This is a genomic window from Gilliamella sp. X-57, assembly GCF_057063565.1.
This window is the reverse complement of sequence record NZ_JBXSQI010000023.1, coordinates 1-26105: the sequence shown is the minus strand read 5'-3', so window position 1 is coordinate 26105 and position 26105 is coordinate 1. Positions and strand designations below refer to the sequence as shown.

Sequence of the window (26105 nt, the reverse complement as noted above, 5' to 3'; positions counted from 1 at the left end):
AATACACTCAAATTGTTATATAGTCAATAAGGGGATTTAATATGAATATCGCTTTAGTTACTGGTGCATCTTCTGGATTTGGGCAAGCTATTTGTCGTAAGCTAATTGCAGATGGCTATAAAGTGGTAGGTGTCGCTAGGCGTGCAGAAAAATTACAAAAGCTAGCGGATGAATTGGGAAGAAACTTTACTTTTTTAGCTTTGGATATCACAAAAAAAGATGCAGTAGAGTCAATATTGTTGCAGCTACCTAAAGAATTTCAACCTGTCGATATTTTAATTAATAATGCTGGATTGGCCTTGGGGTTAGAGCCTGCTTATCAAGCCGATTATAATGATTGGGAAACAATGATCCAAACTAACATAATTGGATTAATCCACTTGACCCATCAGCTTTTGCCTAGTATGGTTGAGCGTAATTTTGGTTACATCATTAACCTTGGTTCTGTAGCTGGTACCTATGCTTACAAAGGTGGAAATGTGTACGGTGCATCTAAAGCATTTGTTAAACAATTTAGTGCTAATTTGCGTACCGATCTTTTAGGAACAAACATTAGGGTGACTAATATCGAACCTGGATTATGTGGTGGTACTGAATTTTCTAATGTTAGATTTCATGGAAATAATGAGCAAGCAGCTGCCGTATACAAGGGTATTGATTATATAACTCCAGATGATATCGCCAATACTGTCTCATGGCTAGTTAATACACCAACACATTTTAATGTTAATTCACTTGAGATAATGCCTGTTGCACAAGCTCAAGCTGGATTAGCGGTTTACAAAGAAGGTGAATAATCAAATAACATCGGGATTAAATTATAAATATCGATATTCTTTAATTTTAAAAAATAGATATAAAAAACAAAATAGACTTGCACTTCTTTCTTTGGATTGCTATTCTTTTCCCTTGTAATTTTGATTGAGGTTAATGGTAATGACATTTACTGAAGTGACTAAAACATTTGCAACAAGCTTACCGGGTACAGATAGCTATGTGAAACTGCGCAACGCTATGTGGACATTGATTCAAGAAGACCCAAAAAATGCAGCGGTTTATTTTTTGATCTTTGGATTTGCGCGCACTTATGTCATGCTATATGAAGATCAGGAAATATCGCCTACGTTTGCAGAAGACAATCAAAAGTTAATGTTATCGTACCTTAATATTCTTGATGAAGCATTAAAAAAACAAGATACTGAAAGCATCTACCAAGCTTTGAATAAAGTCGTTCATGAGTACGAAAACAGTAAAAAAGTTTTTTAAAATTACAGCCTGACATGAAAATGTCGGGCTGTTTTGTTTTTAGCGTTTAAAGTATAAATTTAGTTAGGGAAGTGATGAAAATGATAATGACTATTTCAAACATTATTGGCACCTTAAGCACTATTATTCAATATAGGGCGGGTTGATTTTCCCTTAAAAAATATAAAAACCCGCCAAAAAAGGCGGGTTTTTAGTTTATATAAAAAATATGTTCAAAAAGCATAAAAATAAATAAAATATAAAGTTTTGATATTTATAGCAATATTTTTAAAATTGCTAGCCTTTTGGCAAAAGGTATTTTGGATTTTAATGGGCATAAATTAGAACAATAAGTAAAGGTGTGATATGAAAGTTTTAAAATTTGGAGGAACTTCTGTCGCTAACGCAGAACGTTTTTTACGCGTTGCAGAGATTATTGAAAATAATGCTAAGCAAGAGCAAAACGCAGCTGTTTTATCAGCACCGGCTAAAATTACTAATCATTTAGTCGCAATGGTAGAAAAAACAGTTGCAGGGCAAGATATACAAAATAATATCTATGATGCTGAAAAAATCTTTGCTGATTTATTAGAAGGCATTGCAAAAGCACAACCTAATTTTGCTTATGAACAGATGAAACGCTTTGCACTTGATGAATTAAATAATATTAAGCAATTGCTTAAGGGTATTGGTTTATTAGGTCAATGCCCTGATAGCATTAATGCATCAATTATCTGTCGTGGTGAAAAACTTTCTATCGCCATTATGGAAGAACTACTAAAGACTAAGGGGCATTTAGTTACTGTAATTAATCCAGTCGCGATGTTAATTGCAGAGGGTAGCTATTTAGAATCAACGGTCGATATTGCAGAGTCTTCACACCGCATTAGTGAAATGCGTATCCCACAAGATCATATTATTTTAATGCCTGGCTTTACAGCAGGTAATGAGAAAGGCGAGTTAGTTGTTCTTGGGCGTAATGGTTCAGACTATTCAGCTTCGGTACTAGCAGCATGCTTACGTGCTAATAGCTGTGAAATATGGACAGATGTTGATGGTGTCTATACCTGTGATCCCCGTATTGTACCCGATGCTAAACTACTTACAACGATGTCTTATCAAGAAGCCATGGAACTTTCATATTTTGGTGCAAAAGTGCTTCACCCAAGAACAATTTTACCTATTGCCCAGTTCCAAATCCCTTGTTTAATTAAAAATACGAATAACCCTGATGCACCGGGAACACTGATTGGAGCAAATGTGGTTGATTCAACAAACCCAGTAAAAGGTATTACCAATTTAAATAACATGGCAATGATCAATGTTTCTGGTCCTGGATTAAAGGGCATGGTTGGTATGTCTGCCCGTGTTTTTTCAGCAATGTCTTATGCAGGTATTTCAGTGGTACTCATTACTCAATCTTCATCAGAATATAGTATCAGTTTTTGTGTACCCCAAACTGAACTGTATCGCGCAGAAGAAGCATTAAGTGATGAGTTTTTCTTAGAATTAAAAGATGGGTTACTTGAACCAATTGAAGTGATCGAAAAACAAGCGATCATCTCTGTTGTCGGTGATGGTATGCGGACATTGCGAGGCTTATCGGCTAACTTTTTTACAGCGCTTGCTAGAGCCAATATTAATATTGTTGCAATTGCACAAGGTTCATCTGAACGGTCTATTTCAGTTGTGGTTGATAATGATGTTGCCGTGATGGGCGTACGTGTTGCACATCAGATGTTATTTGGTACTGATAAAATGCTTGATGTGTTTGTGATTGGTGTTGGTGGTGTTGGTGGTGCATTAATTGATCAAATCGAACGTCAACAAGCATGGCTTAAAAATAAACAGATCGATTTGCGTGTTTGTGGGTTATTTAATTCTAAACATAACGTTGTTAATCGCGATGGTATCGATCTTTCAAATTGGCGAGAGCAAATTAAGCACAGTGAAAGTAGTTACTCATTAGATGGAATTATTGAGTTTGCTAAAAATAATCGATTACTTAATCCAATTTTAGTTGATTGTACTTCTAGTGGTGAAATATCTGATAAATATGCAGACTTTTTAGCTAATGGTTTTCATGTTGTCACGCCAAATAAAAAAGCAAATACAAGTTCAATGGCTTATTATTTACGTTTACGTCAAGAAGCCGAAAAAAGTAAACGTAAATTTCAGTACGACACCAATGTTGGAGCTGGCTTACCCGTTATTGAAAACTTACAAAATTTACTTAATGCTGGGGATGAACTAATTAAATTCTCTGGCATATTATCAGGTTCGCTCTCTTTTATTTTTGGAAAACTTGATGAGGGCATGTCATTGTCCGAAGCCACTAAATTGGCAAAAGAAAAAGGCTTTACTGAACCTGATCCTCGTGATGATTTATCGGGTACAGATGTCGCTAGAAAGCTATTAATTTTAGCCCGAGAAGCAGGATTACAATTAGAACTTGATCAAATCGAAGTTGAATCGGTTTTACCTGATCAATATGCACAAGGTAGTATTGATGAGTTTATGGCTAAATTACCGCAATTAGATTTAGAGTTTAAAGCAAAATCAGAACAAGCGGCAAAACAAGGCAAAGTATTACGTTATGTTGGTAGCATAGAAAATAATCAATGCAGTGTTAGAATTGAAGCTGTCGATAGTGAAGATCCTCTTTATAAAGTCAAAAATGGCGAAAATGCCCTAGCATTTTATACACGTTATTACCAACCAATTCCTTTAGTCTTACGTGGTTATGGTGCAGGGAATGATGTCACAGCAGCAGGTGTTTTTGCTGATATTTTACGAACTACATCTGGCAAAATTGGGGGTTAAATGAGTCATAAATCTTTAACTGTTTATGCACCAGCATCAATGGCTAATATTAGTGTTGGCTTTGATATATTAGGTGCAGCAATTAGCCCGATTAGTGGTGCGATGCTGGGGGACTGTATTACCGTTAAATCTGCTAATGAATTTTCCCTTACTAGCAAAGGTCAATTTGTAAAAAAACTACCCGATAATCCTAAATATAATATTGTTTATCAATGTTGGCAGCGCTTTTGCCAAGCAATGGGTAAAAAATTGCCTGTCAGTATGACGCTTGAAAAAAATATGCCAATTGGCTCGGGACTAGGATCAAGCGCTTGCTCTGTGGTTGGGGCGTTTGTTGCTTTAAATGAGTTTTTTGATAAACCATTTAATGAGTTTGAAATGCTTTCAATGATGGGTGAACTTGAAGGACGTATTTCTGGTAGTGTGCATTATGATAATGTGGCACCCTGCTATTTGGGTGGAATGCAACTTATCCTTGATGAAATGGGCATCATTAGTGAATCGATACCTCATTTTGAAGATTGGTACTGGGTAATGGCATATCCAGGCATTAAGGTTTCAACCGCTGATGCGCGCGCAATATTACCTGCCCAGTATCAAAAAGCTGATTGTGTAGCGCATGGGCGCTATGTTGGTGGGTTCTTGCATGCTTGTTATACCAAGCAATCTAAGCTAGCTGCGACAATGCTTTTTGATAATATTGCAGAGCCGTATCGCAAACAGCTATTGCCTCACTTTGATGAAACACAAAAACGGGTTAAACAACTTGGTGCGTTGGCATCGGGTATTTCCGGTTCTGGTCCAACAATGTTTGTGATTGCCGATAAACTGGAAACTGCTCAGCAAATTGAATCACTGCTTAAACATTGTTATTTACAAAATGATGAAGGTTTTACCCATATTTGTAAAATAGATGCCCAAGGAGCAAGAGTGATCTAAGTTTATTGATTATAAAAAATCGGGTTAAATCTAAGAAGACGCCAACTTTTTGCTGATTAAGTTAATATCAGAAAAAGCACAAAATTAAAGCATAAAGATAACTGGAATATATTATGAAATTATATAACTTAAAAGATCATTACCAGCAAGTTAGTTTTGCTGACGCGGTGCAACAAGGATTAGGAAGAGGGCAAGGTCTATTCTTCCCTCAAGAGCTACCTAAATTTTCTATAAACGAAATTGAATCATTATTAGAACTCGATTTTGTGACTCGTAGTGCTAAAATCTTATCTGCTTTTATTGGTGATGAGATCAGCTTTGATGATATGCATAGGCTCGTTAACAATGCGTTCCAATTTCCTGCACCTGTAAAATCGGTAGAAGCAGATATTGGCTCACTAGAACTCTATCACGGGCCAACGCTCGCATTTAAAGATTTTGGTGGACGTTTTATGGCGCAAGCATTAGTCCAAGTTGCAGCAGATAAAAAAATTACTATTTTAACCGCTACATCTGGTGATACTGGAGCCGCTGTCGCCCATGCATTTTATCATTTACCTAATATTCGGGTCGTAATTTTATATCCCGAGGGAAAAATTAGCCCATTACAAGAAAAACTTTTTTGTACACTTGGTGATAACATCCATACTATTGCGATTCAAAGCGATTTTGACGCTTGCCAAACATTAGTTAAAAAAGCATTTGATGATGAGGAATTAAAAAATAACATTGGTTTGAATTCTGCTAATTCTATCAATATTAGCCGATTACTAGCGCAAATTTGTTATTACTTTGAAGCTTATGCACAACTAACGCCTAAGCAACGTGAACAACTTGTGATTTCAGTACCCAGTGGTAATTTTGGTGATTTAACTGCTGGTTTGCTAGCAAAAACGATGGGCTTACCAATTAAACGGTTTATTGCTGCAACAAATGCGAATGATACCGTACCACGATATTTAGAAACCGGAAAATGGGAACCTCACGCAACAGTTGCAACGCTATCTAATGCAATGGATGTTAGCCAACCTAATAATTGGCCTCGAATTGAGGAAATTTATAAAAGAGAAGGTTGGGCACTTAAATCACTTGGTCATGCTGCTGTGTCTGATGAAGTTGTTAAGCAGACCGTTCGTGAACTGAATCAAAAAAACTATTTGTCAGAGCCCCATGGTGCAATTGCTTACCGTGCATTACGTGATCAACTGCAAGACGGTGAATATGGTCTGTTTTTAGGTACGGCACATCCAGCTAAATTTAAAGAGGTGGTTGAAGATATTCTTGGTAAGTCAATTCCACTACCAAAAGCGCTAGCGGAACGCGCAGATATGACATTACTTTCCCATAATATGCCTGATGATTTTGCCAAATTACGTGATTTTTTAATTAACTTAGATTGGTAAATATTGTGCCGTTGCCCAATAGGCGACGGCATTTTTTACTTAATGATAGTGCCCCAATTTGTTTACTTGATTGACTAGCCAATTTTATCCTCACAGTCATCATCTTCATTTTCAATGCTTAAATTTACTTGTACTACCCCATCTAAAAATAGAAGATACTAATCAACCTTGTTTAAATTAAAATTTTCAGCTATTGTAAGCTTAATTATGTCATTATAAGGATATTGTTATGTACTGTCCGTTTTGTAATGCAGATGATACAAAGGTGATTGATTCACGTCTTGTCGGTGAAGGATATCAAGTGCGTCGCCGTCGCCAGTGTGTCGAGTGCAATGAACGTTTTACCACATTTGAAATTGCTGAATTAATTATGCCTAATGTCATTAAAAGCAATAAAGTTCGTGAACCATTTAATGAAGATAAATTACGTAATGGTATCAAAAGGGCACTTGAAAAACGCCCAGTGAGTTTTGATGCCATTGAAGATGCTATTACACGTATAAAATCTAAACTTAGAGCAACTGGTGAACGCGAAGTTCCAGCAAAATTAATTGGCGACTATGTGATTGAAGAACTCAAAAACTTAGATAAAATTGCTTATATTCGTTTTGCTTCGGTCTATTTTAGTTTTGATGATATCGAACAATTTAGTAATGAAATTGCCAAGCTACAACAGAAATAATACCCCAAATGACGATGATAAACGACAATGATTATTTTTATATGCAACAAGCGATTGAGCTAGCTAAGCTTGGTCGTTTTACCACATCACCAAATCCTAATGTTGGTTGTGTGATTGTAAAAGATAATCACATCATTGGTAAAGGTTATCATCAAAAAGCAGGGCTCCCACATGCCGAAGTTTATGCACTACAGATGGCAGGGAATAATGCTAAAGATGCTACAGCATACGTAACACTAGAACCCTGTAGCCATTTTGGTCGAACGCCACCTTGTGCCGATGCCCTAATCAAATCGCAAATTAGGCGTGTTGTTATTGCCATGCAAGATCCCAATCCAAATGTTTCGGGCAATGGTATAAAACGATTGCGTGATGCGGGAATTGAAGTGGTTGTTGGGGTATTAAATAGGCAGGCTGAAACTCTCAATCAAGGCTTTTTAAAACGAATGCGAACTGGATTGCCATATGTACAACTTAAACTTGCCACTTCTCTTGATGGTAAAGTAGCAATGGCATCGGGCGAAAGCAAATGGATCACATCAAGCACGGCAAGACAAGATGTACAGCAGTTTAGGGCACAGGCAAGTTGTATTTTAAGTACTCGCATGACGGTACAAACCGATAACGCGAGTTTAACGGTTAGACATGCTGAATTACCTGATGATATAAAACAAGTTTATTCCGCCGAAAAAATTCGGCAGCCCATTCGTGTCATTATTGATGGTCAAAATCAATTAACCGGTGATGAGAATCTTTTTAAGCAATTAGGCGAAATATGGGTAGTGCGGAAGCAAGCTATTTCCATCAATAAGCCTAACAGCCAATTAATAGTTGAATCCTCACCCAAAAATAATATTGATTTAGTGCATTTAATGACAATTTTAGGTCAAAAAGGTATTAATTCTGTCTGGGTTGAAGCGGGTGCTCAGCTAGCTGGTGCTCTAATAGAACAAAACTTAGTTGATGAATTGATTATCTATTACGCGCCTAAATTACTTGGTCATAATGCAAAAGATATGTGTATATTGCCTAACTTACACAATTTGTCAATGGCGCCAAATTTTCGATTTGAATCAGTTGTTATGGTGGGCGAAGATCTGCGAGTTATTTTAAAACGGATATAATTCTATTAACAAAAAATCATCTATTAAACGATATAGTCGAAAGCTAAAATGGGCTTCATTATAAAACTACAAATCTAGGTTTTGATTTTAAATTAGGACGTCTGTTTGTTTTTAACTGATACCTTCAATCGTAACTAGATATTTAAACATCATATCAATGAAGATGATAAACGTTATTATTCTGATATCGGTGAACCATTTATTATCTTTAGCCTTAGCTTTAAAAAGAATTTAGTATTATTGGAAATAGTTAATAATAAGAGCATTATCGATAATAGGTTTAAATATTTCAAATCTAAAAAATAACTTTATATTTAAATCAAAGCTTAAGCTTAACAGCTAATGCCAACTAGTATTAAGTAACATAAAAACATCAATCCCATGAATGAGAATACAATCTCATCATGGGATGATTAATATCAACTACCTTGTAATATTTTTAATAAATCTTCAGTGGTATTAATTGCTTTAATGCGTTTAAGGGTATCTTCAGCAATTACAGCACGAGTTAATTGCCGTAAAATATCTAGATGTTCATTGGTTTTTGCTGCTATACCTATGACAACATAAGCAATATTGTTATCTTCATCCCAATAGATTCCTTCAGAATAATAATTTATTTTTAGCCCTGTTTTGATGACACTATCACGTTTGTCAGTGGTTCCATGCGGAATTGCGATGCCATTACCTAAAAAGGTTGAGATTTGCGCATCGCGATCAAACATAGCTTGAGTATAATCATCTTTAACTAAACCGGCTTTGATCATCGCTTCTGATATTGACTGAATGGCTTCTTGCTTAGAGTGAGATCCGCTTATGATTGAAATATCATTAGTTGTCAGCTTTAAATGACTCATTTTTCGTCCTTATTAATTTTGATATACCGAAAAGTTATCGATGTATCAACTGGTTAATTATACTGTGTCTTTAATTGCTAATTGTCGATTTTGATGAATACGCATTAAACCTAATAATATGGCACCAATAAGTGCACCAGCGAAAATACAACCCACCCAGAGAAAAGGTTTATTTACCAATGGCAGTACTAAAAAACCGCCATGGGGCGCAGGGACTTGAATTTTGCTTAAGAAAGTTAATACAGAAGCAATGGCCGATGATAGCATCATGATTGGGAGCACGTGTAATGGATCTTTTGCCGCAAAAGGAATCGCGCCTTCGGTAATGTGCGTTGAACCTAAAATATAGTTTACCATTCCGGCTGCACGTTCTTCTTCAGTAAAAGCTTTGTCGCGGAAAATAGTCGTTGAAAAAGCAATCACAAAAGGTGGCACAATACACGCAGCAGAAACTCCAGCCATAAAGTAAAAGTTACCTTCACCTAATAGCATGGTGCCAGTCACATAGGCTGCTTTATTGACAGGACCGCCAAAGTCAAAAGAGCACATTGCTCCAATTACTATACCAAGTAAAATAGGATTAGCGGATTGTAATGATTCAAGGAATGATTTCATGGCATTGTTAATGGTTGCAATCGGTCCGCCTAGTAAATACATGCCGGCACCGATCACAAAGACACCGATTAATGGCATGATAAAAATAGATTTTAGCCCTTCAAATGAACGAGGCAAACAGTCTAACCACTTTTTGACATAAAGCATCAAGTAACCCGCGGCAAAACCAGCAATAATGCCGCCTAAAAAACCAGCTCCGGTCATATTGGCAATCAATCCGCCAACAAAACCGGCAACCATTCCAGGCCTTCCTCCTATAGAGTAAGCGACAAAACCGGTAAAGATTGGCACCATAATACCAAATGCTTGCCCGCCTATTTTCATCAATAATGCAGCAAATTCATTGTATTGTGCATTGGTTTCATCTGCTGAATAGATCCCCCATAAAAATGAGAGTGCAATTAATACCCCACCAGCAACAACAAAAGGCAACATGTTAGAGACACCACTCATAAGGTGTTTATAAATCTGTCGACCCATCGATTCTTTTACATCTATTGGGTTAGATGGTGAAACCGAGTTTTTGGTGTCGTTTTTATCGCTTTTGCGGATAGGAACCTTACCTGAAGTGATTTGTTCAATTAGTGCGGCTGCTTTATGAATACCATCTTTGACAGGGACTTCAATAACAGGCAATCCATCAAAACGGTTTGGATTGACATCTTTGTCTGCTGCTATAATAACACCCATTGCATTCGCAAGATCTATATCGGTAATGGCATTATCAACCCCACCTGCACCATTGGTTTCCACTTTAATTTCAACGCCTGCTTTTTCAGCAGCCGCTTTCAAGGCTTCTTCTGCCATATAGGTATGGGCAATGCCCGTTGGGCAGCCTGTTACAGCTAATATTTTTTTCATAATAATCCCCCTTACTTTATTTGGGTAACTTCAAGCTGATCCATATAAATATTGACTTTATCTAATAACCCTAATCCATCTGATTCGGCCACGTTAGCACCAGTCGCAGCCGCTTTTTTTATTGATTTTTCAATATGTTGTTGCTCAGGTAACCATTCACTAAGAAAAGCCGCCAGTGAAGCATCACCAGCACAAGCAGAGCTGATTAATTTGATTGCTACAGCATTGCAATACCAAATATGCACCCCATTAGAAAAGTAGAGTCCCTTGGCCCCCATGGTTAATAAAATGTTTTGTGCACCTTGCGCGTGTAGCGTTTCTAGCGTGGTAATGATTTGTGATGTGGTTCTTGTTTCAAGACCAAAAATCTCTTTTACTTCATCATCATTAGGTTTAATTAATAGTGGCTTATAGGTAAGTAACTGGCTTAATTTTTTGTGGCTAATATCAAGAATAACTTTAATATTTTTTTGATTGCATAAATCTAAAATAGTTTCATAATATTCAGGCTCAACATTATTAGGTAAACTACCACTAATAACTAAATAGCTATTGTTGACTAATGATTCAATGATAGTGAGCAGTTCGATTTTTTTATCGTTCGGTACAAATGGCCCTTTACTCACCAATTTATATTCATTTTGCCCATCATTAATAAAAACATTGATACGGGTAATATCGTCAATAAAACAAGGTTTTGTTTCAATCTGCATTTTTGTCAGTTCATCGGTAATATATTTACCTGAAAACCCGCCAAAAAAGCCTATTGCACAAGTTGGTTTAGCAAATTTATGTAAGACAATGGAAACATTGATTGCTTTACCATTGGGACTATATTTCGTGTGTAATGTGCGATTGACGCTATTAGGGTTAAGCCCCTGACAATGAATATTCATATCGATTGCCGTGTTAAGCGTTAATGTATAGATCATCATCTCGCCCCCCTATAATTTGCCTGCACATCCACATGTCGCAATAATTTTTTTGACAATATCTTTCATTGCTGCTTTTGCAGGTTTCATATAGTGACGAGGATCATTAGCATCAGGATGTTCAATAAGATACTGTTTTAGGGCATCTGAAAATGCAATTTTTAATTCGGTTGCGACATTGACTTTACAAATGCCGCGTCGAATACACTCACGGACATCCTTTTCTGGCACGCCCGATGCACCATGTAATACAAGGGGGATATCAACCATTGAACGGATTTCTGATAAGCGTTCAAAATCTAGTTTGGGTTCTGATTTATAAAGACCATGTGCGGTACCAATGGCGATAGCAAGAGAGTCAATTCCAGTTTTTTCAATAAATTCTACTGCTTGCTTAGGATTGGTATATAAAGCATCTTTTGCATCAACAACGAGATCATCTTCAACGCCTCCAAGACGGCCTAGTTCAGCTTCAACGCTGACATCATAACGGTGGGCGTAATCCACCACATGTTTAACAATCGCAATATTTTCTTCAAATGGGAAATGTGAACCATCAATCATCACCGAGCGAACACCGGCGCTAATTTTATGAGCTATATCGTCGAATTGTTCATGATGATCTAAATGAACTGCTAATGGAATGTTATGTTTTTTCGATAACTCATCAGCAATGGCAATAATATTTTCTGTTCCGGCATAACTATATGTCCCAGGTGTGCCAGCTAAAATGACAGGGGACTGCAATTCGGCGACAGTTTCGACAACAACCTGCATGGTTTCTAAATTATGGATATTAAAGGCAGGTACAGCGTAGTGTTCTGTTTGCGCTTTTTTTAACATATTGTGGCTTGAAATGATAGACATATGACTTTCCCTTAATAATTTGGTTTTGATTGATATTGTGCTAATAACTTTCTTTTTGAAATTTATTGTTAATGAATATACTTTCAAAACGTAAGTTATTCTAGTGGTAATCACGTGAGATAGATCACAAAATTCAACTTTACTTTCGAAACGAAATAAAAATAATTTATAAATTTTCGTTTTGATGGTTAATATGTATATAGGGAATGCTGCAAAATAAAGAATGTGTTAAGCATTATTAATATGATTTATAAGGTAAAACATTGATCTAGTTTGATGTTGACCAAGTATAGGATTAATTCTATTATCACTGCTTCTTTATTTTTATCTACAGCATGGGAAATAAAATTGGCTAGAGCATCTTCAGCCCTATTAAAGCGACGATTGCAAATTGCAGAAATAGTTCGTCAGCAAGGCGAAGTTAAAGTTGATGAGTTATCAGAATTGCTTCAAGTCTCGAATGTGACTATTCGTCAAGATTTAACTTATTTAGAGCAGCAAGGATATTTAAAGCGATCCTTTGGTGGAGCGATTTATATTGCTCCAGAGAGTGTGTTTAATCAGGCAAGTACCATTACCCAAAGTTATACACAAAGTGTTAGTGATTGTCGTGATATTGAATTAGTTAAAGTCTGTTTAAGTTATATTAATGATGGTGATACGTTGTTTTTGAGCCATGGCAATTTAATAAGGAAATTGATTCCATTTTTACATAGCAAAAAATCATTAATACTTATTATGAATGATATTAGTAACGCACAATTAGCAAAAGAATTTACCGATGCTGAAGTGATTGTTGTTGGCGGCGTGTTACTTGATGGCAATATTTTGCAAGATAACAAGATGATTAATTTTGTCTTGAATCAATTTTCAGTCACGCATTTTATCACTGAATTAAGTGCAATTAATTCTGATAATCAATTGATTATTGAAAATTTAGAACAAGTTAAAACTTATCAACAAATAATGAAAAAAGCGGCACATACTATTGGCATTTTGCCACAACGCATCGCCCATAATGATAACAATAGCATTGGGATATTAGCTGATATTGATATGGTGGTTTTGTCACGACCGGCTGTGACTGAATATCATCAACAATTATTAGATACTCATTTTGATCAGCTTATTTCCAATAAATATTGTGTGACTTATCAAAACATCTTGGAGACATAATATGCATTTTAAAATCTGCACGATAGGTGAGCTGTTGGTTGAGTTTTTGGCGAAAACACAAAATCAACGTTTCGATCAAACAGGAGAGTTTATAGGTCCTTTTGTTAGTGGTGCTCCCGCAATATTTGCAGATCAAGTTGCAAAATTAGGTTTTCCCGTTGTCTTTTTTAGTTGTGTCGGAAAAGATGCCTTTGGCAAAATGTGTATTAGTCGCCTCAAAAATGACGGTGTGATTATTGATGGCATTACCTCACATCATAAAGCCAATACCGGCAGTGCATTTGTTACTTATAAAGGTGCTAACGAAAGAGATTTTATTTTTAATATTCCAAATAGCGCATGTGGTTTACTTTCATTTAATCATATTAATGAAAACTTATTAAAAGATTGTACTCATTTACATGTAATGGGGTCATCACTTTATTCGTTTCGCGTGATTGATGCTATGCGTAAAGCGTTAGATATTATCAAAAATAAAGGCGGTACAATTTCATTCGATCCTAACTTACGCAAAGAGATGTTTGATATACCCGAAATGGAGCAATCTTTTGATTATATAATGGAATATACCGATATCTTTTTACCGAGTGAAAATGAAGTCAGTTATTTTGCTGAGCATAATGGTGAAACAGAGCAACAAACCATGTCTACTTTGCTAAAAAAAGGTATTAAGCATATAGTGGTAAAAGGGGGCACTAAAGGTGCTAATTATTATGGACTTAATGAACAAGGCCATTTAAAAACACTGCATATTAATGGATACAAGGTCAATTTGCTGGATCCTACAGGAGCCGGCGACTGTTTTGGCGCAACATTTGTCAGTTTAATGTTGGCAGGTTATTCGGTCGAAAAAGCCTTGCAATATGCAAATGCGAGTGGTGCACTTGCCGTATCTAAGAAAGGCCCAATGGAAGGCACATCTACATTAGCTCAACAAGAACAATTTCTTTCGCACGCTTCTTTCAACTAATCATTAAAAGCAATAATACTATTAATAGTATAGGCAAAAAAAATCCCAATAACAAAGTTATTGGGAAAACATAAGGAATAGGAAAACAATGAAATAAATGCATTGTCGAGAGACATTATGCACTTTTTTTTAAAAAAAGTATGTAAAGATAACAGAATGATTGATTAAATAGTTCGTATCTATCATGTTAAATAAATGTAAACAATTATCTTATTTTAAATAAATTAATATATATCATTTAATTAACTATAAAAATAGCTCTAATAACGAATTCAAAAATAACTTTCCATGATCGGTTATTTGCCAGTTTTGCTTATCCTCAATTAAATAGTTTTTTTCAATGGCAGTTGCTATTTGATTCTCGATTGTTTGTAATGGTAAATAAGTTCGTTGTTCAAATTCGTGTTTAAGAGTTGGTTCAAATAGTCTAAAACGATTCATAAAAAATTCAAAGGGCAGATCTTCTTCCGGTACTGTATAATATTTATCTAAATAACGTCCTTCTAAATACCCTTTTGGGTGACGCGTTTTTATGGTGCGAATAATTTTGCCATCAGGTTGTGTTAATTTACCATGAGCACCACATCCAATACCTAAATAGTCCCCAAATCGCCAATAATTTAAATTATGTTGGCATTGGAAATTTTCTTTAGCATAAGCCGAAGTTTCATATTGCTGATAACCATGGCTTGTCAATAATTGATGACCTCGTTGATAAATTTCCCAAAGTTTATCATCATCTGGTAAAACGGGTGGTTTTGATCCAAATAGTGTATTGGGTTCAATAGTTAATTGATACCAAGACAAATGAGGCGGCGCGATAGCAATGGCTTGTTCTAAGTCATATATGGCATCATCAATACTTTGATTTGGCAATCCATGCATTAAGTCTAAATTAAAACTTCTTAAATTTAATTTTTTGGCTAGTTTTCCTGCTGTGATTGCTTCTTTGGGATCATGTATCCGCCCTAATTTAACCAGCTTATCGGCTTGAAAACTTTGCACACCAATTGATATTCGATTTATACCTGCTTGCTGATAACCATTGAATCTTTCTATATCTACAGAATTTGGATTGGCTTCAATGGTGATTTCGGCATTCTTATTTATGGGGATAATCTTATTTATGTTCAATAATAATTTATCAATCAATTCAGCAGAAAACAGGCTCGGTGTACCTCCGCCAATAAAGATTGAATGAATTGAACGGTTTGAACAAAAAACAGCATCATGCTGTAAATCTTCAATCAAATGCTCTACATAAGCTTCATAATCTGGCGTTCTTTTAACGGTATGTGAATTAAAATCACAATAAGGACATTTTTGTACACACCATGGCATATGAATATACAAACTCATTGGGATTTTATACATAAACGTAGCCTTTCCTGAAACTTTTTAACAAAAATAACCCGTGTGTTATCTTATTTTTATAGCCTGCCATTTTACTCCAATTTATTAAAAAAAGCTTTTGGCATCTATAGTGTTTTTATTATTAAGTTAAAAAGCGTACAATTATCGATATATTTCGATATTAATTGTTGATTAAATTTATTATTTAGGAGTAAGTATGAGTATATATAAAGCGATTTTAGATAGTGGCTTATCAGGCGTATCACTAAGCTCATCGGTTAAGCAATCGACTTATGGCCAACTCCCTATTGTGGTTATTAACCATAAAACTTGCAAGGCAGCGGTTACATTACAAGGTGCACATTTGCTATTTTGGCACCCCGCTACTGAACAAACCCCCGTTGTTTGGCTAAGCGACAAAACAAATTTTAAACAAGGAGTGGCTATTCGAGGAGGGGTACCCGTTTGCTGGCCTTGGTTTGGTCAATTAGGGAATCCTTCTCATGGTTTTGCGCGTATTGTTGAATGGAAATTAGACTCTTGTAAAGAGGATGATAATGGTGTTGATCTCATATTGTCTCTTACTAATAATCAGCAGACAGCACCTTATTGTCACCAACCTTTTACTGTGTCATTAAATCTTCATTTAGGTAAAACTTGTGAAGTTACTTTAAGCTGTTTTGCTGACTTTGATGTAACTAGTGCGCTACATACTTATTTTGGTATTGATAACATTGACCATGTTGTAGTCAAAGGTTTAGGTGAAACTTATCAAGAACGACTTGCAGTTGAAAACAAACCGGCGACAGTAGGTCAATTAACTTTTAATCAAGAAGTCGATCGTATTTATACTGATGCGAGTAAACAACTAACGATAACTGATGGCATCCGAACAATTCGATTAACCAATACTAATGTCAGTGATGTAGTTACTTGGAATCCATGGATAAATAAAGCTAAAGCCATGGCGGATTTTGGTGATGATGAATATAAATCAATGGTTTGTGTCGAAGCCGGTTGTATTACAAAACCATTAAAATCATCTCCTAATAAAAAATTAACTTATGGTTTTCTGATAGAATTGATCTAATCGTCCATATTTTATGCCACATACGCAATCAATGTTTTACTCATTTGTAATATGATTAATTGATTGCGTTTACAAGGATAACACTTTATAATCCACACCACTTTTTAAAGTGCTAGTTTGATAGTCAACTACTGGGTCGCCTGTAATTGGCTTTTATTTTAAATCATTAAGAGAAATAAATATGTTTACATTCAAAGCTGAAGTTAGAAAAGAGCATGGTAAGGGTGCGAGCCGCCGCCTGCGTCACGCTGGTCAATTCCCAGCCATCATTTATGGTGGAACTGAGCCTGCAATCTCTGTTGTGCTTGATCACAACCAAATCTTTAATATGCAAGAAAAACCAGAGTTTTACTCTGAAGTGTTAACTATCGAGGTTGACGGCAAAGCAGTTAAAGTAAAAGTACAAGCAGTACAACGTCATGCATTTAAACCAAAATTAGTTCATATGGATTTTGTACGCGTATAATTTATATATTGGAATATTATCCAATTCCTTATTTCAAGCAAAAGGTCACCACAGTGGTGGCCTTTTTGTTTTAGTGCTAATGTAGGCTAATGCCTATTGTTATGATTTAGCCTGTACACTAACCATCCAACATAATAGAATAATTACATTATACCATCCTAGGAGAAAACCATGTCTGATATCCCAGCTTGCGATTTAGTTATTTTTGGTGCTAAAGGGGATTTGACAAGACGTAAATTACTACCGTCTTTATATCAACTAGAAAAATATGGAAAACTACCTGAACAAACCAAGATTTTAGGCGTAGGACGCGCTGATTGGGATCATGCCGCTTATTGTGAAGTTGCAAAAGATGCACTCATCTCATTTATGCCGGAGCCGTTAGACGATAGTATTTGGCGACGATTTAGTCAACGATTGGATTTTCATAAATTAGATGTTAATGATAGCGCGGGTTTTGCAGGGTTGAAAAATAAACTTGATTCAGGCCATCCCGCTATTTTCTATTTTGCAATGCATCCAGGTGCTTTTGGGACTATTTGCCAAGGTCTAGCTGCCGCAGGGTTAAATCAATCACAAAACCGCATTGTGATGGAAAAACCACTTGGAACTGATTTGCAATCATCTCGTGAAATCAATGATTCGGTGGCTAAATTCTTTAGTGAATCACAAGTTTATCGTATTGATCATTATTTAGGTAAAGAGTCAGTACTAAATCTTTTAGCCTTACGTTTTGCCAATACAGTGTTTGCGTCATTTTGGGATCGTAATTCTATTGATCATGTCGAAATTACAGTAGCTGAACAAGTAGGCATTGAAGGACGTTGGGGGTATTTTGATAAAGCCGGTCAAATGCGTGATATGGTGCAAAATCATTTATTACAAATATTAACCATGATTGCCATGTCACCACCCGCTAACCTTGAAGATGACAGTTTACGTAGTGAAAAGATAGCCGTACTAAATGCCCTTAGGCCAATTGATAAAACCAATATACGCGAAAAAGTAGTTCGTGGACAATATACAGCAGGATTCGTTAATGGTGTTAATGTACCGGGCTATCTAGAAGAAGACGGCGCAAATCAAAAAAGCAATACCGAAACATTTGTTGCGATTCGAGTTGATATTGATAACTGGCGTTGGGCGGGCGTTCCATTTTATTTACGTACAGGTAAGCGTTTACCGAGCAAATGTTCTGAAGTTGTTGTTTATTTCAAACCATTACCACTTAATCTATTTAGTGAATTTTATCCACAATTACCTCAAAATAAATTGACAATTCGTTTACAACCTGATGAAGGAATGGATATTGAAATTCTAAACAAAGTACCGGGATTAGATAGTACTCACAATTTACAAACTACTAAACTTGATTTAAGTTTTAGCGAAACTTTTCACCAACAAAGCGCTGATGCCTATGAGCGTTTATTACTTGAAGTTATGCGGGGGCGCCAAGCGTTATTTGTTCATCGTGATGAAGTTGAAGCAGCATGGAAATGGGTTGATTCAATTATTAGTGCATGGGAAACAGAAAAAGAACCACCAAAAACTTATCAAGCTGGAACTTGGGGACCAGTCGCATCCGTTGCCTTAATCACTAAAGATGGGCATTCATGGCACGAATTTGAATAAAGGAAAAATAACTATGTTTACGTTAAATAAATATCAAAATAGTCAATTATTGATCGAAGATTTAACCTCACATATCGTCAATGAATTAAAACAGGCCATTGTACAAAAAGGACATGCTTCTATTGCGGTTTCGGGGGGGAAAACACCTATTCCATTATTTGTATCACTAAGTCAACAAAATATAGAATGGAGCCGAGTTTTTATTACATTAGTTGATGATAGATGGGTTGATGATAATGATGATGCCAGTAACGAAAAGTTAGTGATGACGCATTTATTACAAAACAATGCAAAATTGGCTAATTTTGTCGGTTTAAAAAACAGTTGTGATAATCCATTTGATGGTGCCGAAATGACTGACAAGATGTTAGATAAAATTCCGATGCCATTTGATGTAATTGTTTTAGGTATGGGCGAAGATGGACATACAGCTTCATTATTCCCAGGGGCAGCTAATTTAGCGGCCGGTTTAGATATGAAATCAGGTCGAAAAGTTGTCGGAATGACACCATTAACAGCGCCACTTGATCGTATTACTTTAACGTTACCTACTATTTTAAATAGTAAAAATATCTATCTACATTTAGTTGGTGAAAGTAAAATGCAGGTATTAGAACAAGCCGAAAAAGATCATAATGTTAATCAAATGCCTATTCGAGCTGTTTTGCAGCAGGACAAAGTGAATGTCACAGGGTTTTGGACTGCATCTTAAATTTTCTTCAGTTTTGTTTGCCAACTTGCGTCGGTAATGAATTTTTACAATAAATTTTGCTTCCAAAGCACTGGAACAGCAGTGCTTTGACCTTACCAATTAATCCTCTTTTATGGGCTTTTCTGCTTGTTTTGCTGTTTTTGTTTTTCTTTTTCGGCTGGCTTTTTTCTTGGGTCTTTTAAATTGACCATAGTCGATAAGTTCACCCGTTTCGTCATCAATCACGCCCCACTCTTGGCTATTATCTAAAATCGCCTTTTGTTCAGTCGGGTGGGTAATCTGATAGGGTGGTTTTGTAAATACCCCAAACCCAGTACACAACTCACGTAGAAAATTAAACTGCCTGTTTTAGTGTTTTATACTCAATCGGCGTCATATTATTTAGTGCTTCATGAGGTCTTTCGGTGTTATAACTGGTTAGCCATTCTTCGGTTATTCTCCTTGCTTGTGCTAAGTTGTTAAAAAGATATAAATCGAGTACTTCAGTACGATAGGTACGATTAAATCGTTCAATATAGCCATTTTGATAAGGACTACCGGGCTGGATATAATCAATGGCTATATCATGTGATTTAGCCCAGTTTATAAAGGTTTTTCCTGTAAATTCTGGCCCATTATCGACTCGTATTTTTAATGGATACCCATGATATTCGGCCAGTTTATCTAAATAACGGGTAATTCTCCCTACCGGTAAGCTTACTGCAATATCAATGCCTAGCGCCTCACGATTAAAGTCATCGATGACATTGAATGTCCTAAAGCGACGTTGATTACCACTACTGTCACTCATAAAATCCATTGACCAGCATTCACCTTGTTTATTAGGAACCAATAGCTTTTCTAGTGTTCGTGGGGGGATACGTTTTTCACGTTTAGCCCTAATATTAAGTTTTAACTCACAATACACTCGATAAACACGCTTATGATTCCATTTATAGCCAAGCTTTCTGATGCGATTAAAACATTTGGGAAAGCCCCAGCGTAAATGCTTGTCAGTGATAGTACTTAATACTGATATTATCACCGAATCATCCGGTAATTTAGGTTGATAATAGTAAGCACAACGGCTTAAGCCAACAATGGCACAACTCATAGCAATAGTAACTGAATGATTTTGTTGTAGTTGCTGTGCCCACGTTTTACGTGCCTTTGTGGGCACTAAAGCTTTTTTATGATTTCTTCCTGAAGCTGGGATTTTAAGCTCAGTTCTGTAACTACCCCTTAAAATAGTACAGCAAAAGAGTAGAAAATTCTCTTTATTAATCCACTGAGGATTTAACCATGAAAAAAATGACTGAACATCAGATTGTATCTATTTTAAAAGAAGCTGAGGCCGGTATCCCTGTCAAGGAACTTTGCCGTAAATATGGCATGGGAAATTCAACTTTCTATAAATGGCGAGATAAATATCATGGTTAAAAAATTTAGTATCGAATTCAAACAACAACCAGTTGATTATGCATTATCTCATGCACACCTTTCTATTAGCGAACTTTCCAACCATCTAGGTGTGGGTAAATCAACCCTAGATAAATGGATTAGGCAACTTTCCCCGAATAAAACCAGCCGTCGAGAGTTAACGGCTGAGCAACAGCGGATTATGGCGTTAGAAAAAGAGATTAAAGAACTGAAAATGGCCAATGATATACTAAAAAAGGCGCATGTGTACTTCATCAATAATCCAAGTCGGTGAAGTACGCTTATATGAAAAATCATTTAACCTGCTATCCCGTTACTAAGATATGCTCATTACTTGGTGTCAGTTCATCGGGTTATGATGCTTGGTTAAAAAGAGCAAACAAATCAGCCAAACTCAGCGAGTATATTAAAAAGCAGTATTGGCAACATAATGCCCGTTTGGGTGCGCCAAGCCTGCTTCATGATGTTAGGGAAGCGGGCTATCAAGTTTCAGAAAGGACAATTAGCCGTGTTTTGCAACAATTGGGATTACAGAGTAAAGCAGCACGTAAATTCAAGTATAAAACAAACTAGGCTCATCTCAATATTGCGCCCAATACGTTAGATAGGAAATTTAACCGTGATAAGCCGAATACGACATGGGTAACCGATATTACTTATATTAAAACGGGTGAAGGTTGGTTATATTTGTCGGTGATTATCGATTTATATGGACGAAAAGTAATTGCTAGGCAAACGAGTCGCTACATAGACCGTCATTTAGTGTGTAATACATTAAAACAAGCCTTATTGCGGCGTCATTTTCCTAAAAATGTACTCATTCATAGTGGCCAAGGAAGCCAATATTGCAGTGCTGATTTCAAGCAGTTATTGTTACAATATGGACTCAGGCAAAGCATGAGTCGAAGAGGAAACTGCTTTGATAATGCGGTTGTTGAGAGTTTTTTCATACACTCAAAACACATATTATTCATGACTGTTACTACAAAACGAGGAAACTGGCTAATAAAGCACTATTTGAATATATTGAAATCTATTATAATCGGATACGTCGTCATTCAGCTAATGGCTGGGTATCACCTGAACAATATGAACAACAATATTACCAAAACGAAAAAATGATAGAGGTGGGCACTGTCTAATATTTTGGCGAGGATCAAGGTACTGATAAATTACCATATGTATAAACCACTTTGATTTTTATTGCGACCTTTGTACGGTAAAGTTTCACTCAAACTAAATTTTTAACCGTGCTTTTTTGAGGCATTTGGGCTTATATTTAGACCTAAATACCTCTAGATAAGTGACTATTTATCGCCATTTCCCTATTCTAGGCGCCTTTCCTGCTGTACAGATAACTCTAGTTTGATATCAAAGTTCAATAAGCTGCCTGAAAGATGAGCTTGGATTAGTTCAGTCAATGGAGTTTCAAATTAAACCGTATTTACGAAACCAAAGAATAAGTAGAAAGCTTTATGAAGATAGCAGAAAATGAAATACACATCTGGTTTACCTATAATGAGGAAATAAATCCCGATTTTGCTTTGACCAACTATGTCCAATTTTTGAATCATCAGGAATTGGAGCAGTGGCAAAATTATACTTTGACAAGTATAAACACCAATATTTGGTAACCCGAATGTTAGTGCATGATGTTCTGAGCAGATATCTACAAGGTATTCCTGCCAAAAATATAGAATTCAGAACTAATTGTGCACATTCTCTTTTAAATTCACTACTTAGTTGTCTTGTCACGGGATAATCTTATTAGTTGATGCTTTTTCATACCGCTAAGAATATCTGCAAGAAAAGTATACCGTTACACTGTGTAAGTGGTTTAGAAAATTAGTTTAAACAGAAAAAATACCTTATTCAAGTTGAAACCTGCGTCAGCGGTTGAGACTCTTTATAGTTCATTCAATTGTTCAATACTGAATAAGTGGCTTAGCAGTATCGTTGAATAAGCGAAAAAAACGGAACTCACATGTTCCGTTTTTTTGTATGCTAAATCCTTGTATTCACTCGGCCAAAGAAAATATAGACAATAACCGCTAGAAAACCAAAAGCCAGAGACACAAAAAACATTGCCTGATAAGCGCAGTTTATTGAAATTATTTGATGTTGAGTGAGGTTGATTAATATTCCTGATAGTACGCCTCCAAATGCACCACCAATTTGCTGTGTAACACGCGTGATAGCGCTCGTGTCCTTAATTTGATTTTTATCACAGAACTCAAATGGAGAAGAGAGAACAGCAATCGTGGCGACGCCTAATCCAGAACCTCGAACAGTAAAACCGATAATTTCAAAGGCGTTGCCACCTACTTGAATTATTAATATACTTATTGCTGATATTATTAATCCTACACCAATAATTAGAAATGAATTTATCTCACTTAGAGATTTATAAATAAATTTTCTAGCCAACCAGGCACCTACACCTTGTAGAGCTAGCAACATACCAATATATGTAATAGATATATTATCATTTATTGCTTGTATTAAAGGAAAAAAAATCATGAAACCAAAAAAGATAAGTGACGTCAGAAATCCCATAATTATTGCGAACGAATATTGAATACAACTAAATGAACTTAAATCGATCAGTTTACTGTCTGACTTGTTATTAATAATAAGCGAAACCAGCATCAAACCAATACCTAAAACTAGCATAATAATATTAAAAATATCAAAAAAATGCCCAGAAGTGATATTTTTAATAGAGATGAAAAATATTATTAAAGCAATTAAAAATGTCATTAATACATAAATATTCATATTGTATTTAGACGTTTTATTATCAGGCATTGTCGTTCTACCAAATAAAAAAGCCATAAGTACTAAAGGTATGTTGATAAAAAAAGCTATTCTCCAATTTAACTGTTCTGATATGATTGCTCCAAAAATTGGTCCTAGTGCAGGGGCAAAGACTGACGGAATAGCAATCAATGCCATAACCGGCTTTAGTCTTTCCTTACCAAAATAAGTTGCTATTGTAGATTGAGTAATAGGAATTAAAATTCCTGCACCAAAACCTTGTAGACATCTATACAAGATTAAAGAAACCAGATTATATGAAAATCCAACTAATATAGAACCAACAAGAAAGACAAAAATTGAGCATACCCATGCTTTCTTGAGTCCAAAATTTTCATGTACATAAGGTGATAGTAATATGCCAGCTGCGCAAGCAAGCATATATATGGTAACAGCCCATTGCATATAAGCATAAGAGGTATTAATGTCATTCGAAATTGAGGGTAAAATAACATTAACAATACTGCTATCTAATAATGGCAATATACTAGATAGTGTCATAGCAAACACTAACTTTCTTTCTGAGGTTGTCAGGTCAATCGATTGCTTCATATTAAACTCTTTCCAGATTATATTGAGTTGCGCCTCGTGTATATATTCCACCGAACGTTGGCGGTGTAATTTCTTTATAATTTTTAAGTATTAAAACTAATTTTTGAAGGGCGATATTTAATTGCATATTTGCAAATTGAGCACCAATACAAGCATGAATTCCCACTCCATATGAAAGATGTCCCTTAAATTCTCTTCGTGGATTGAATGTGTTTGGGTGTTCAAAATATTTTTCATCTCTATTTGCTGATGGTATTAAGGAAAATATTAAATCTCCTTTTTTTAAGTTAACACCTTCAACACAACTATCATCCTCGACTTGGCGTGGAATTAAATGAACAGGTGGTGTAATTCGTAAGCTTTCCTGCAAGATACTATTAGTGCTGCAATCATTGGAGATAACTAGATCAATATAAGATTCATTTCTATAAAGGTGATAGATACAATTTGCTAAAACTTTATCAACTGGTTCTGAAGCTGCAAGTAAAATGTTTAATGAAAGTGCGACTATCTCACTATCACTTAATATTTCACTTTCATTACTATTATGAATAATAAAAGAAATAATATCATCTCCAGCACACTTTTTACGTTCATCGATTAAATCCAATATCACTTTTTCCAATTCTTCAGATGCAAATAGTGCGATATCTTCAGTCTCTTTTGAAAGATTAAACCCAGTCGCAAATTGAACTATGAGTTTTAATCTTTCTAGATACCAGTCTAATTTATTATAATCAATACCAATGATATTGAATGTTGTTAATAAAGCATATTTATTACCAAAATCAGAAATAAAATCAAATTTGTTCTTAGTTATAATTTCTGTTAACAATGAATCACATAGATTTGTCAGTTTGGGGTGATAATAATCTTTCAACACACGACCGGTAAGCTGATGTAAGAGCATGCTCTTTTTTATTTTATGTTCATTACCTTCCATCTGAGCCAGAACTTTTCCTCTCATTACTGGCTCAGCTCTTTTAGATAAAGGTTTTGTTGAAAATAATACTGAATTTCCAAGTATGCTACGAACAGCATCATAACTAATAGCTAAATGCGCATTTAAAGTTTTGTCATAAATTGTAAATACCCCAAACCTAGTACACAACTCACGTAGAAAATCATGCTGCTTGTTTTAGTGTTTTATACTCAATCGGTGTCATGTTATTTAACGCCTCATGCGGTCTTTCAGTATTATAAATCGTTAACCATTCTTCGGTTATTCTCCTTGCTTGTGCTAAGTTGTTAAAAAGATATAAATCGAGTACTTCAGTACGATAGGTACGATTAAATCGTTCAATATAACCATTTTGATAAGGACTACCGGGCTGGATATAATCAATGTTTATACCATGTAACTTTGCCCAGTTTATAAAGGTTTTTCCTGTAAATTCTGGTCCATTATCGACCCGTATTTTTAATGGATACCCATGATATTCAGCCAGTTTATCTAAGTAACGGGTAACTCTCCCTGCCGGTAAGCTTACCGCAATATCAATGCCTAGCGCCTCACGATTAAAGTCATCGATGACATTGAATGTCCTAAAGCGACGTTGATTACCACTAC

Annotated in this window: 23 protein-coding genes and 2 pseudogenes; 15 read left to right on the top strand and 10 right to left on the bottom strand. The window is 35.7% G+C overall.

Annotated features, from left to right (window positions below; genetic code table 11):
- Window positions 1-41: 41 nt before the first annotated feature.
- The 7 genes from ACYIAL_RS10680 (at window position 42) to ribD (ending at window position 8216) form a co-directional block, all read left to right on the top strand.
- Window positions 42-797: an SDR family NAD(P)-dependent oxidoreductase gene (locus ACYIAL_RS10680; RefSeq protein ID WP_174796630.1), complete on the top strand. Its 756-nt coding sequence runs from the start codon at window positions 42-44 to the stop codon at window positions 795-797.
- A 139-nt stretch (window positions 798-936) separates the two neighbouring features.
- Window positions 937-1266 (top strand): hypothetical protein, encoded by a 330-nt coding sequence (locus ACYIAL_RS10675; RefSeq protein WP_483751664.1) that lies wholly within the window; start codon window positions 937-939, stop codon window positions 1264-1266.
- 345 nt (window positions 1267-1611) lie between these two features.
- Entirely contained in the window at window positions 1612-4068 is a 2457-nt protein-coding gene (gene thrA, locus ACYIAL_RS10670) for a bifunctional aspartate kinase/homoserine dehydrogenase I (RefSeq protein ID WP_483751663.1), read from the top strand.
- Complete coding sequence (gene thrB / locus ACYIAL_RS10665) at window positions 4069-5007, top strand: homoserine kinase (RefSeq protein WP_483751662.1); 939 nt, start codon at window positions 4069-4071, stop codon at window positions 5005-5007.
- Window positions 5008-5120: 113 nt separating this feature from the next.
- A complete protein-coding gene (gene thrC, locus ACYIAL_RS10660) occupies window positions 5121-6410 on the top strand; it encodes a threonine synthase (RefSeq protein ID WP_483751661.1) in 1290 nt (429 codons plus the stop codon).
- A 229-nt stretch (window positions 6411-6639) separates the two neighbouring features.
- Window positions 6640-7092 (top strand): transcriptional regulator NrdR, encoded by a 453-nt coding sequence (gene nrdR, locus ACYIAL_RS10655; protein WP_065587000.1) that lies wholly within the window; start codon window positions 6640-6642, stop codon window positions 7090-7092.
- Window positions 7093-7100: 8 nt separating this feature from the next.
- Complete coding sequence (gene ribD, locus ACYIAL_RS10650) at window positions 7101-8216, top strand: bifunctional diaminohydroxyphosphoribosylaminopyrimidine deaminase/5-amino-6-(5-phosphoribosylamino)uracil reductase RibD (RefSeq protein WP_483751660.1); 1116 nt, start codon at window positions 7101-7103, stop codon at window positions 8214-8216.
- Window positions 8217-8635: 419 nt separating this feature from the next.
- On the opposite strand, the gene ACYIAL_RS10645 is transcribed toward ribD, so the two are convergent.
- Genes ACYIAL_RS10645 through ACYIAL_RS10630 form a run of 4 tightly spaced genes read right to left on the bottom strand, consistent with a single transcriptional unit; the run spans window position 8636 to window position 12348 of the window.
- Window positions 8636-9073, bottom strand: coding sequence for a PTS mannitol transporter subunit IIA (locus ACYIAL_RS10645; protein ID WP_483751659.1), 438 nt, complete (start codon window positions 9071-9073; stop codon window positions 8636-8638).
- Between the two features lie 57 nt (window positions 9074-9130).
- The gene (locus ACYIAL_RS10640; protein ID WP_483751658.1) at window positions 9131-10549 is read right to left on the bottom strand and encodes a PTS fructose transporter subunit IIC; all 1419 of its coding nucleotides are present in this window, start codon (window positions 10547-10549) and stop codon (window positions 9131-9133) included.
- A gap of 11 nt (window positions 10550-10560) precedes the next feature.
- The gene (locus ACYIAL_RS10635; protein ID WP_483747553.1) at window positions 10561-11481 is read right to left on the bottom strand and encodes a 1-phosphofructokinase family hexose kinase; all 921 of its coding nucleotides are present in this window, start codon (window positions 11479-11481) and stop codon (window positions 10561-10563) included.
- 12 nt (window positions 11482-11493) lie between these two features.
- Window positions 11494-12348 (bottom strand): tagatose bisphosphate family class II aldolase, encoded by an 855-nt coding sequence (locus tag ACYIAL_RS10630; protein ID WP_483747500.1) that lies wholly within the window; start codon window positions 12346-12348, stop codon window positions 11494-11496.
- A gap of 348 nt (window positions 12349-12696) precedes the next feature.
- Between ACYIAL_RS10630 and ACYIAL_RS10625 the strand changes: the two genes are divergently transcribed.
- Together ACYIAL_RS10625 and ACYIAL_RS10620 are read left to right on the top strand one after the other, a co-directional pair.
- Window positions 12697-13524 (top strand): DeoR/GlpR family DNA-binding transcription regulator, encoded by an 828-nt coding sequence (locus ACYIAL_RS10625; protein ID WP_174796622.1) that lies wholly within the window; start codon window positions 12697-12699, stop codon window positions 13522-13524.
- A gap of 1 nt (window position 13525) precedes the next feature.
- Window positions 13526-14494 (top strand): sugar kinase, encoded by a 969-nt coding sequence (locus tag ACYIAL_RS10620; RefSeq protein ID WP_483751657.1) that lies wholly within the window; start codon window positions 13526-13528, stop codon window positions 14492-14494.
- A 246-nt stretch (window positions 14495-14740) separates the two neighbouring features.
- On the opposite strand, the gene hemW is transcribed toward ACYIAL_RS10620, so the two are convergent.
- Complete coding sequence (gene hemW / locus ACYIAL_RS10615) at window positions 14741-15868, bottom strand: radical SAM family heme chaperone HemW (protein WP_483751656.1); 1128 nt, start codon at window positions 15866-15868, stop codon at window positions 14741-14743.
- A 196-nt stretch (window positions 15869-16064) separates the two neighbouring features.
- Here hemW and ACYIAL_RS10610 point away from each other — a divergent pair, with 196 nt between their 5' ends.
- From ACYIAL_RS10610 to pgl, 4 genes are all read left to right on the top strand, one after another.
- Window positions 16065-16937, top strand: coding sequence for a D-hexose-6-phosphate mutarotase (locus tag ACYIAL_RS10610; protein WP_483751655.1), 873 nt, complete (start codon window positions 16065-16067; stop codon window positions 16935-16937).
- A gap of 181 nt (window positions 16938-17118) precedes the next feature.
- On the top strand, window positions 17119-17403 hold the full coding sequence (rplY, locus tag ACYIAL_RS10605) for a 50S ribosomal protein L25 (RefSeq protein ID WP_065637261.1): 285 nt from the start codon (window positions 17119-17121) through the stop codon (window positions 17401-17403).
- A gap of 171 nt (window positions 17404-17574) precedes the next feature.
- Window positions 17575-19035 carry a glucose-6-phosphate dehydrogenase gene (zwf, locus tag ACYIAL_RS10600; RefSeq protein WP_174796618.1) on the top strand — a complete coding sequence of 487 codons (1461 nt, stop codon included), beginning with the start codon at window positions 17575-17577 and terminating at the stop codon, window positions 19033-19035.
- A 13-nt stretch (window positions 19036-19048) separates the two neighbouring features.
- Entirely contained in the window at window positions 19049-19747 is a 699-nt protein-coding gene (gene pgl / locus ACYIAL_RS10595) for a 6-phosphogluconolactonase (RefSeq protein WP_091346517.1), read from the top strand.
- Between the two features lie 99 nt (window positions 19748-19846).
- Here the strand turns inward: pgl and ACYIAL_RS10590 are convergent, their stop codons facing one another.
- Together ACYIAL_RS10590 and ACYIAL_RS10585 are read right to left on the bottom strand one after the other, a co-directional pair.
- Complete coding sequence (locus tag ACYIAL_RS10590) at window positions 19847-20068, bottom strand: hypothetical protein (protein ID WP_483751654.1); 222 nt, start codon at window positions 20066-20068, stop codon at window positions 19847-19849.
- Between the two features lie 13 nt (window positions 20069-20081).
- Entirely contained in the window at window positions 20082-20906 is an 825-nt protein-coding gene (locus ACYIAL_RS10585) for an IS3 family transposase (protein WP_483751653.1), read from the bottom strand.
- Window positions 20907-21028: 122 nt separating this feature from the next.
- Between ACYIAL_RS10585 and ACYIAL_RS10580 the strand changes: the two are divergent.
- Window positions 21029-21163: pseudogene (locus ACYIAL_RS10580) on the top strand (transposase); the annotation flags it as partial.
- Window positions 21159-22308, top strand: a pseudogene (locus ACYIAL_RS10575) (IS3 family transposase). The pseudogenes ACYIAL_RS10580 and ACYIAL_RS10575, both read left to right, overlap by 5 nt.
- A gap of 862 nt (window positions 22309-23170) precedes the next feature.
- Here the strand turns inward: ACYIAL_RS10575 and ACYIAL_RS10570 are convergent.
- The 3 genes from ACYIAL_RS10570 to ACYIAL_RS10560 form a co-directional block, all read right to left on the bottom strand.
- Entirely contained in the window at window positions 23171-24535 is a 1365-nt protein-coding gene (locus tag ACYIAL_RS10570) for an MFS transporter (protein ID WP_065586987.1), read from the bottom strand.
- A 1-nt stretch (window position 24536) separates the two neighbouring features.
- Window positions 24537-25646, bottom strand: coding sequence for a cytochrome P450 (locus ACYIAL_RS10565; RefSeq protein WP_483751652.1), 1110 nt, complete (start codon window positions 25644-25646; stop codon window positions 24537-24539).
- 13 nt (window positions 25647-25659) lie between these two features.
- The coding region (locus ACYIAL_RS10560; RefSeq protein ID WP_483751271.1) for an integrase core domain-containing protein at window positions 25660-26105 on the bottom strand (446 nt) is incomplete at its 5' end.

Bases quoted from the DNA above. Each gene is read 5' to 3' on its own strand.
- ACYIAL_RS10680 (WP_174796630.1), top strand. From the start codon at position 42: ATGAATATCGCTTTAGTTACTGGTGCATCTTCTGGATTTGGGCAAGCT.
- ACYIAL_RS10675 (WP_483751664.1), top strand. From the start codon at position 937: ATGACATTTACTGAAGTGACTAAAACATTTGCAACAAGCTTACCGGGT.
- thrA (WP_483751663.1), top strand. From the start codon at position 1,612: ATGAAAGTTTTAAAATTTGGAGGAACTTCTGTCGCTAACGCAGAACGT.
- thrB (WP_483751662.1), top strand. From the start codon at position 4,069: ATGAGTCATAAATCTTTAACTGTTTATGCACCAGCATCAATGGCTAAT.
- thrC (WP_483751661.1), top strand. From the start codon at position 5,121: ATGAAATTATATAACTTAAAAGATCATTACCAGCAAGTTAGTTTTGCT.
- nrdR (WP_065587000.1), top strand. From the start codon at position 6,640: ATGTACTGTCCGTTTTGTAATGCAGATGATACAAAGGTGATTGATTCA.
- ribD (WP_483751660.1), top strand. From the start codon at position 7,101: ATGACGATGATAAACGACAATGATTATTTTTATATGCAACAAGCGATT.
- ACYIAL_RS10645 (WP_483751659.1), bottom strand. From the start codon at position 9,073: ATGAGTCATTTAAAGCTGACAACTAATGATATTTCAATCATAAGCGGA.
- ACYIAL_RS10640 (WP_483751658.1), bottom strand. From the start codon at position 10,549: ATGAAAAAAATATTAGCTGTAACAGGCTGCCCAACGGGCATTGCCCAT.
- ACYIAL_RS10635 (WP_483747553.1), bottom strand. From the start codon at position 11,481: ATGATCTATACATTAACGCTTAACACGGCAATCGATATGAATATTCAT.
- ACYIAL_RS10630 (WP_483747500.1), bottom strand. From the start codon at position 12,348: ATGTCTATCATTTCAAGCCACAATATGTTAAAAAAAGCGCAAACAGAA.
- ACYIAL_RS10620 (WP_483751657.1), top strand. From the start codon at position 13,526: ATGCATTTTAAAATCTGCACGATAGGTGAGCTGTTGGTTGAGTTTTTG.
- hemW (WP_483751656.1), bottom strand. From the start codon at position 15,868: ATGTATAAAATCCCAATGAGTTTGTATATTCATATGCCATGGTGTGTA.
- ACYIAL_RS10610 (WP_483751655.1), top strand. From the start codon at position 16,065: ATGAGTATATATAAAGCGATTTTAGATAGTGGCTTATCAGGCGTATCA.
- rplY (WP_065637261.1), top strand. From the start codon at position 17,119: ATGTTTACATTCAAAGCTGAAGTTAGAAAAGAGCATGGTAAGGGTGCG.
- zwf (WP_174796618.1), top strand. From the start codon at position 17,575: ATGTCTGATATCCCAGCTTGCGATTTAGTTATTTTTGGTGCTAAAGGG.
- pgl (WP_091346517.1), top strand. From the start codon at position 19,049: ATGTTTACGTTAAATAAATATCAAAATAGTCAATTATTGATCGAAGAT.
- ACYIAL_RS10570 (WP_065586987.1), bottom strand. From the start codon at position 24,535: ATGAAGCAATCGATTGACCTGACAACCTCAGAAAGAAAGTTAGTGTTT.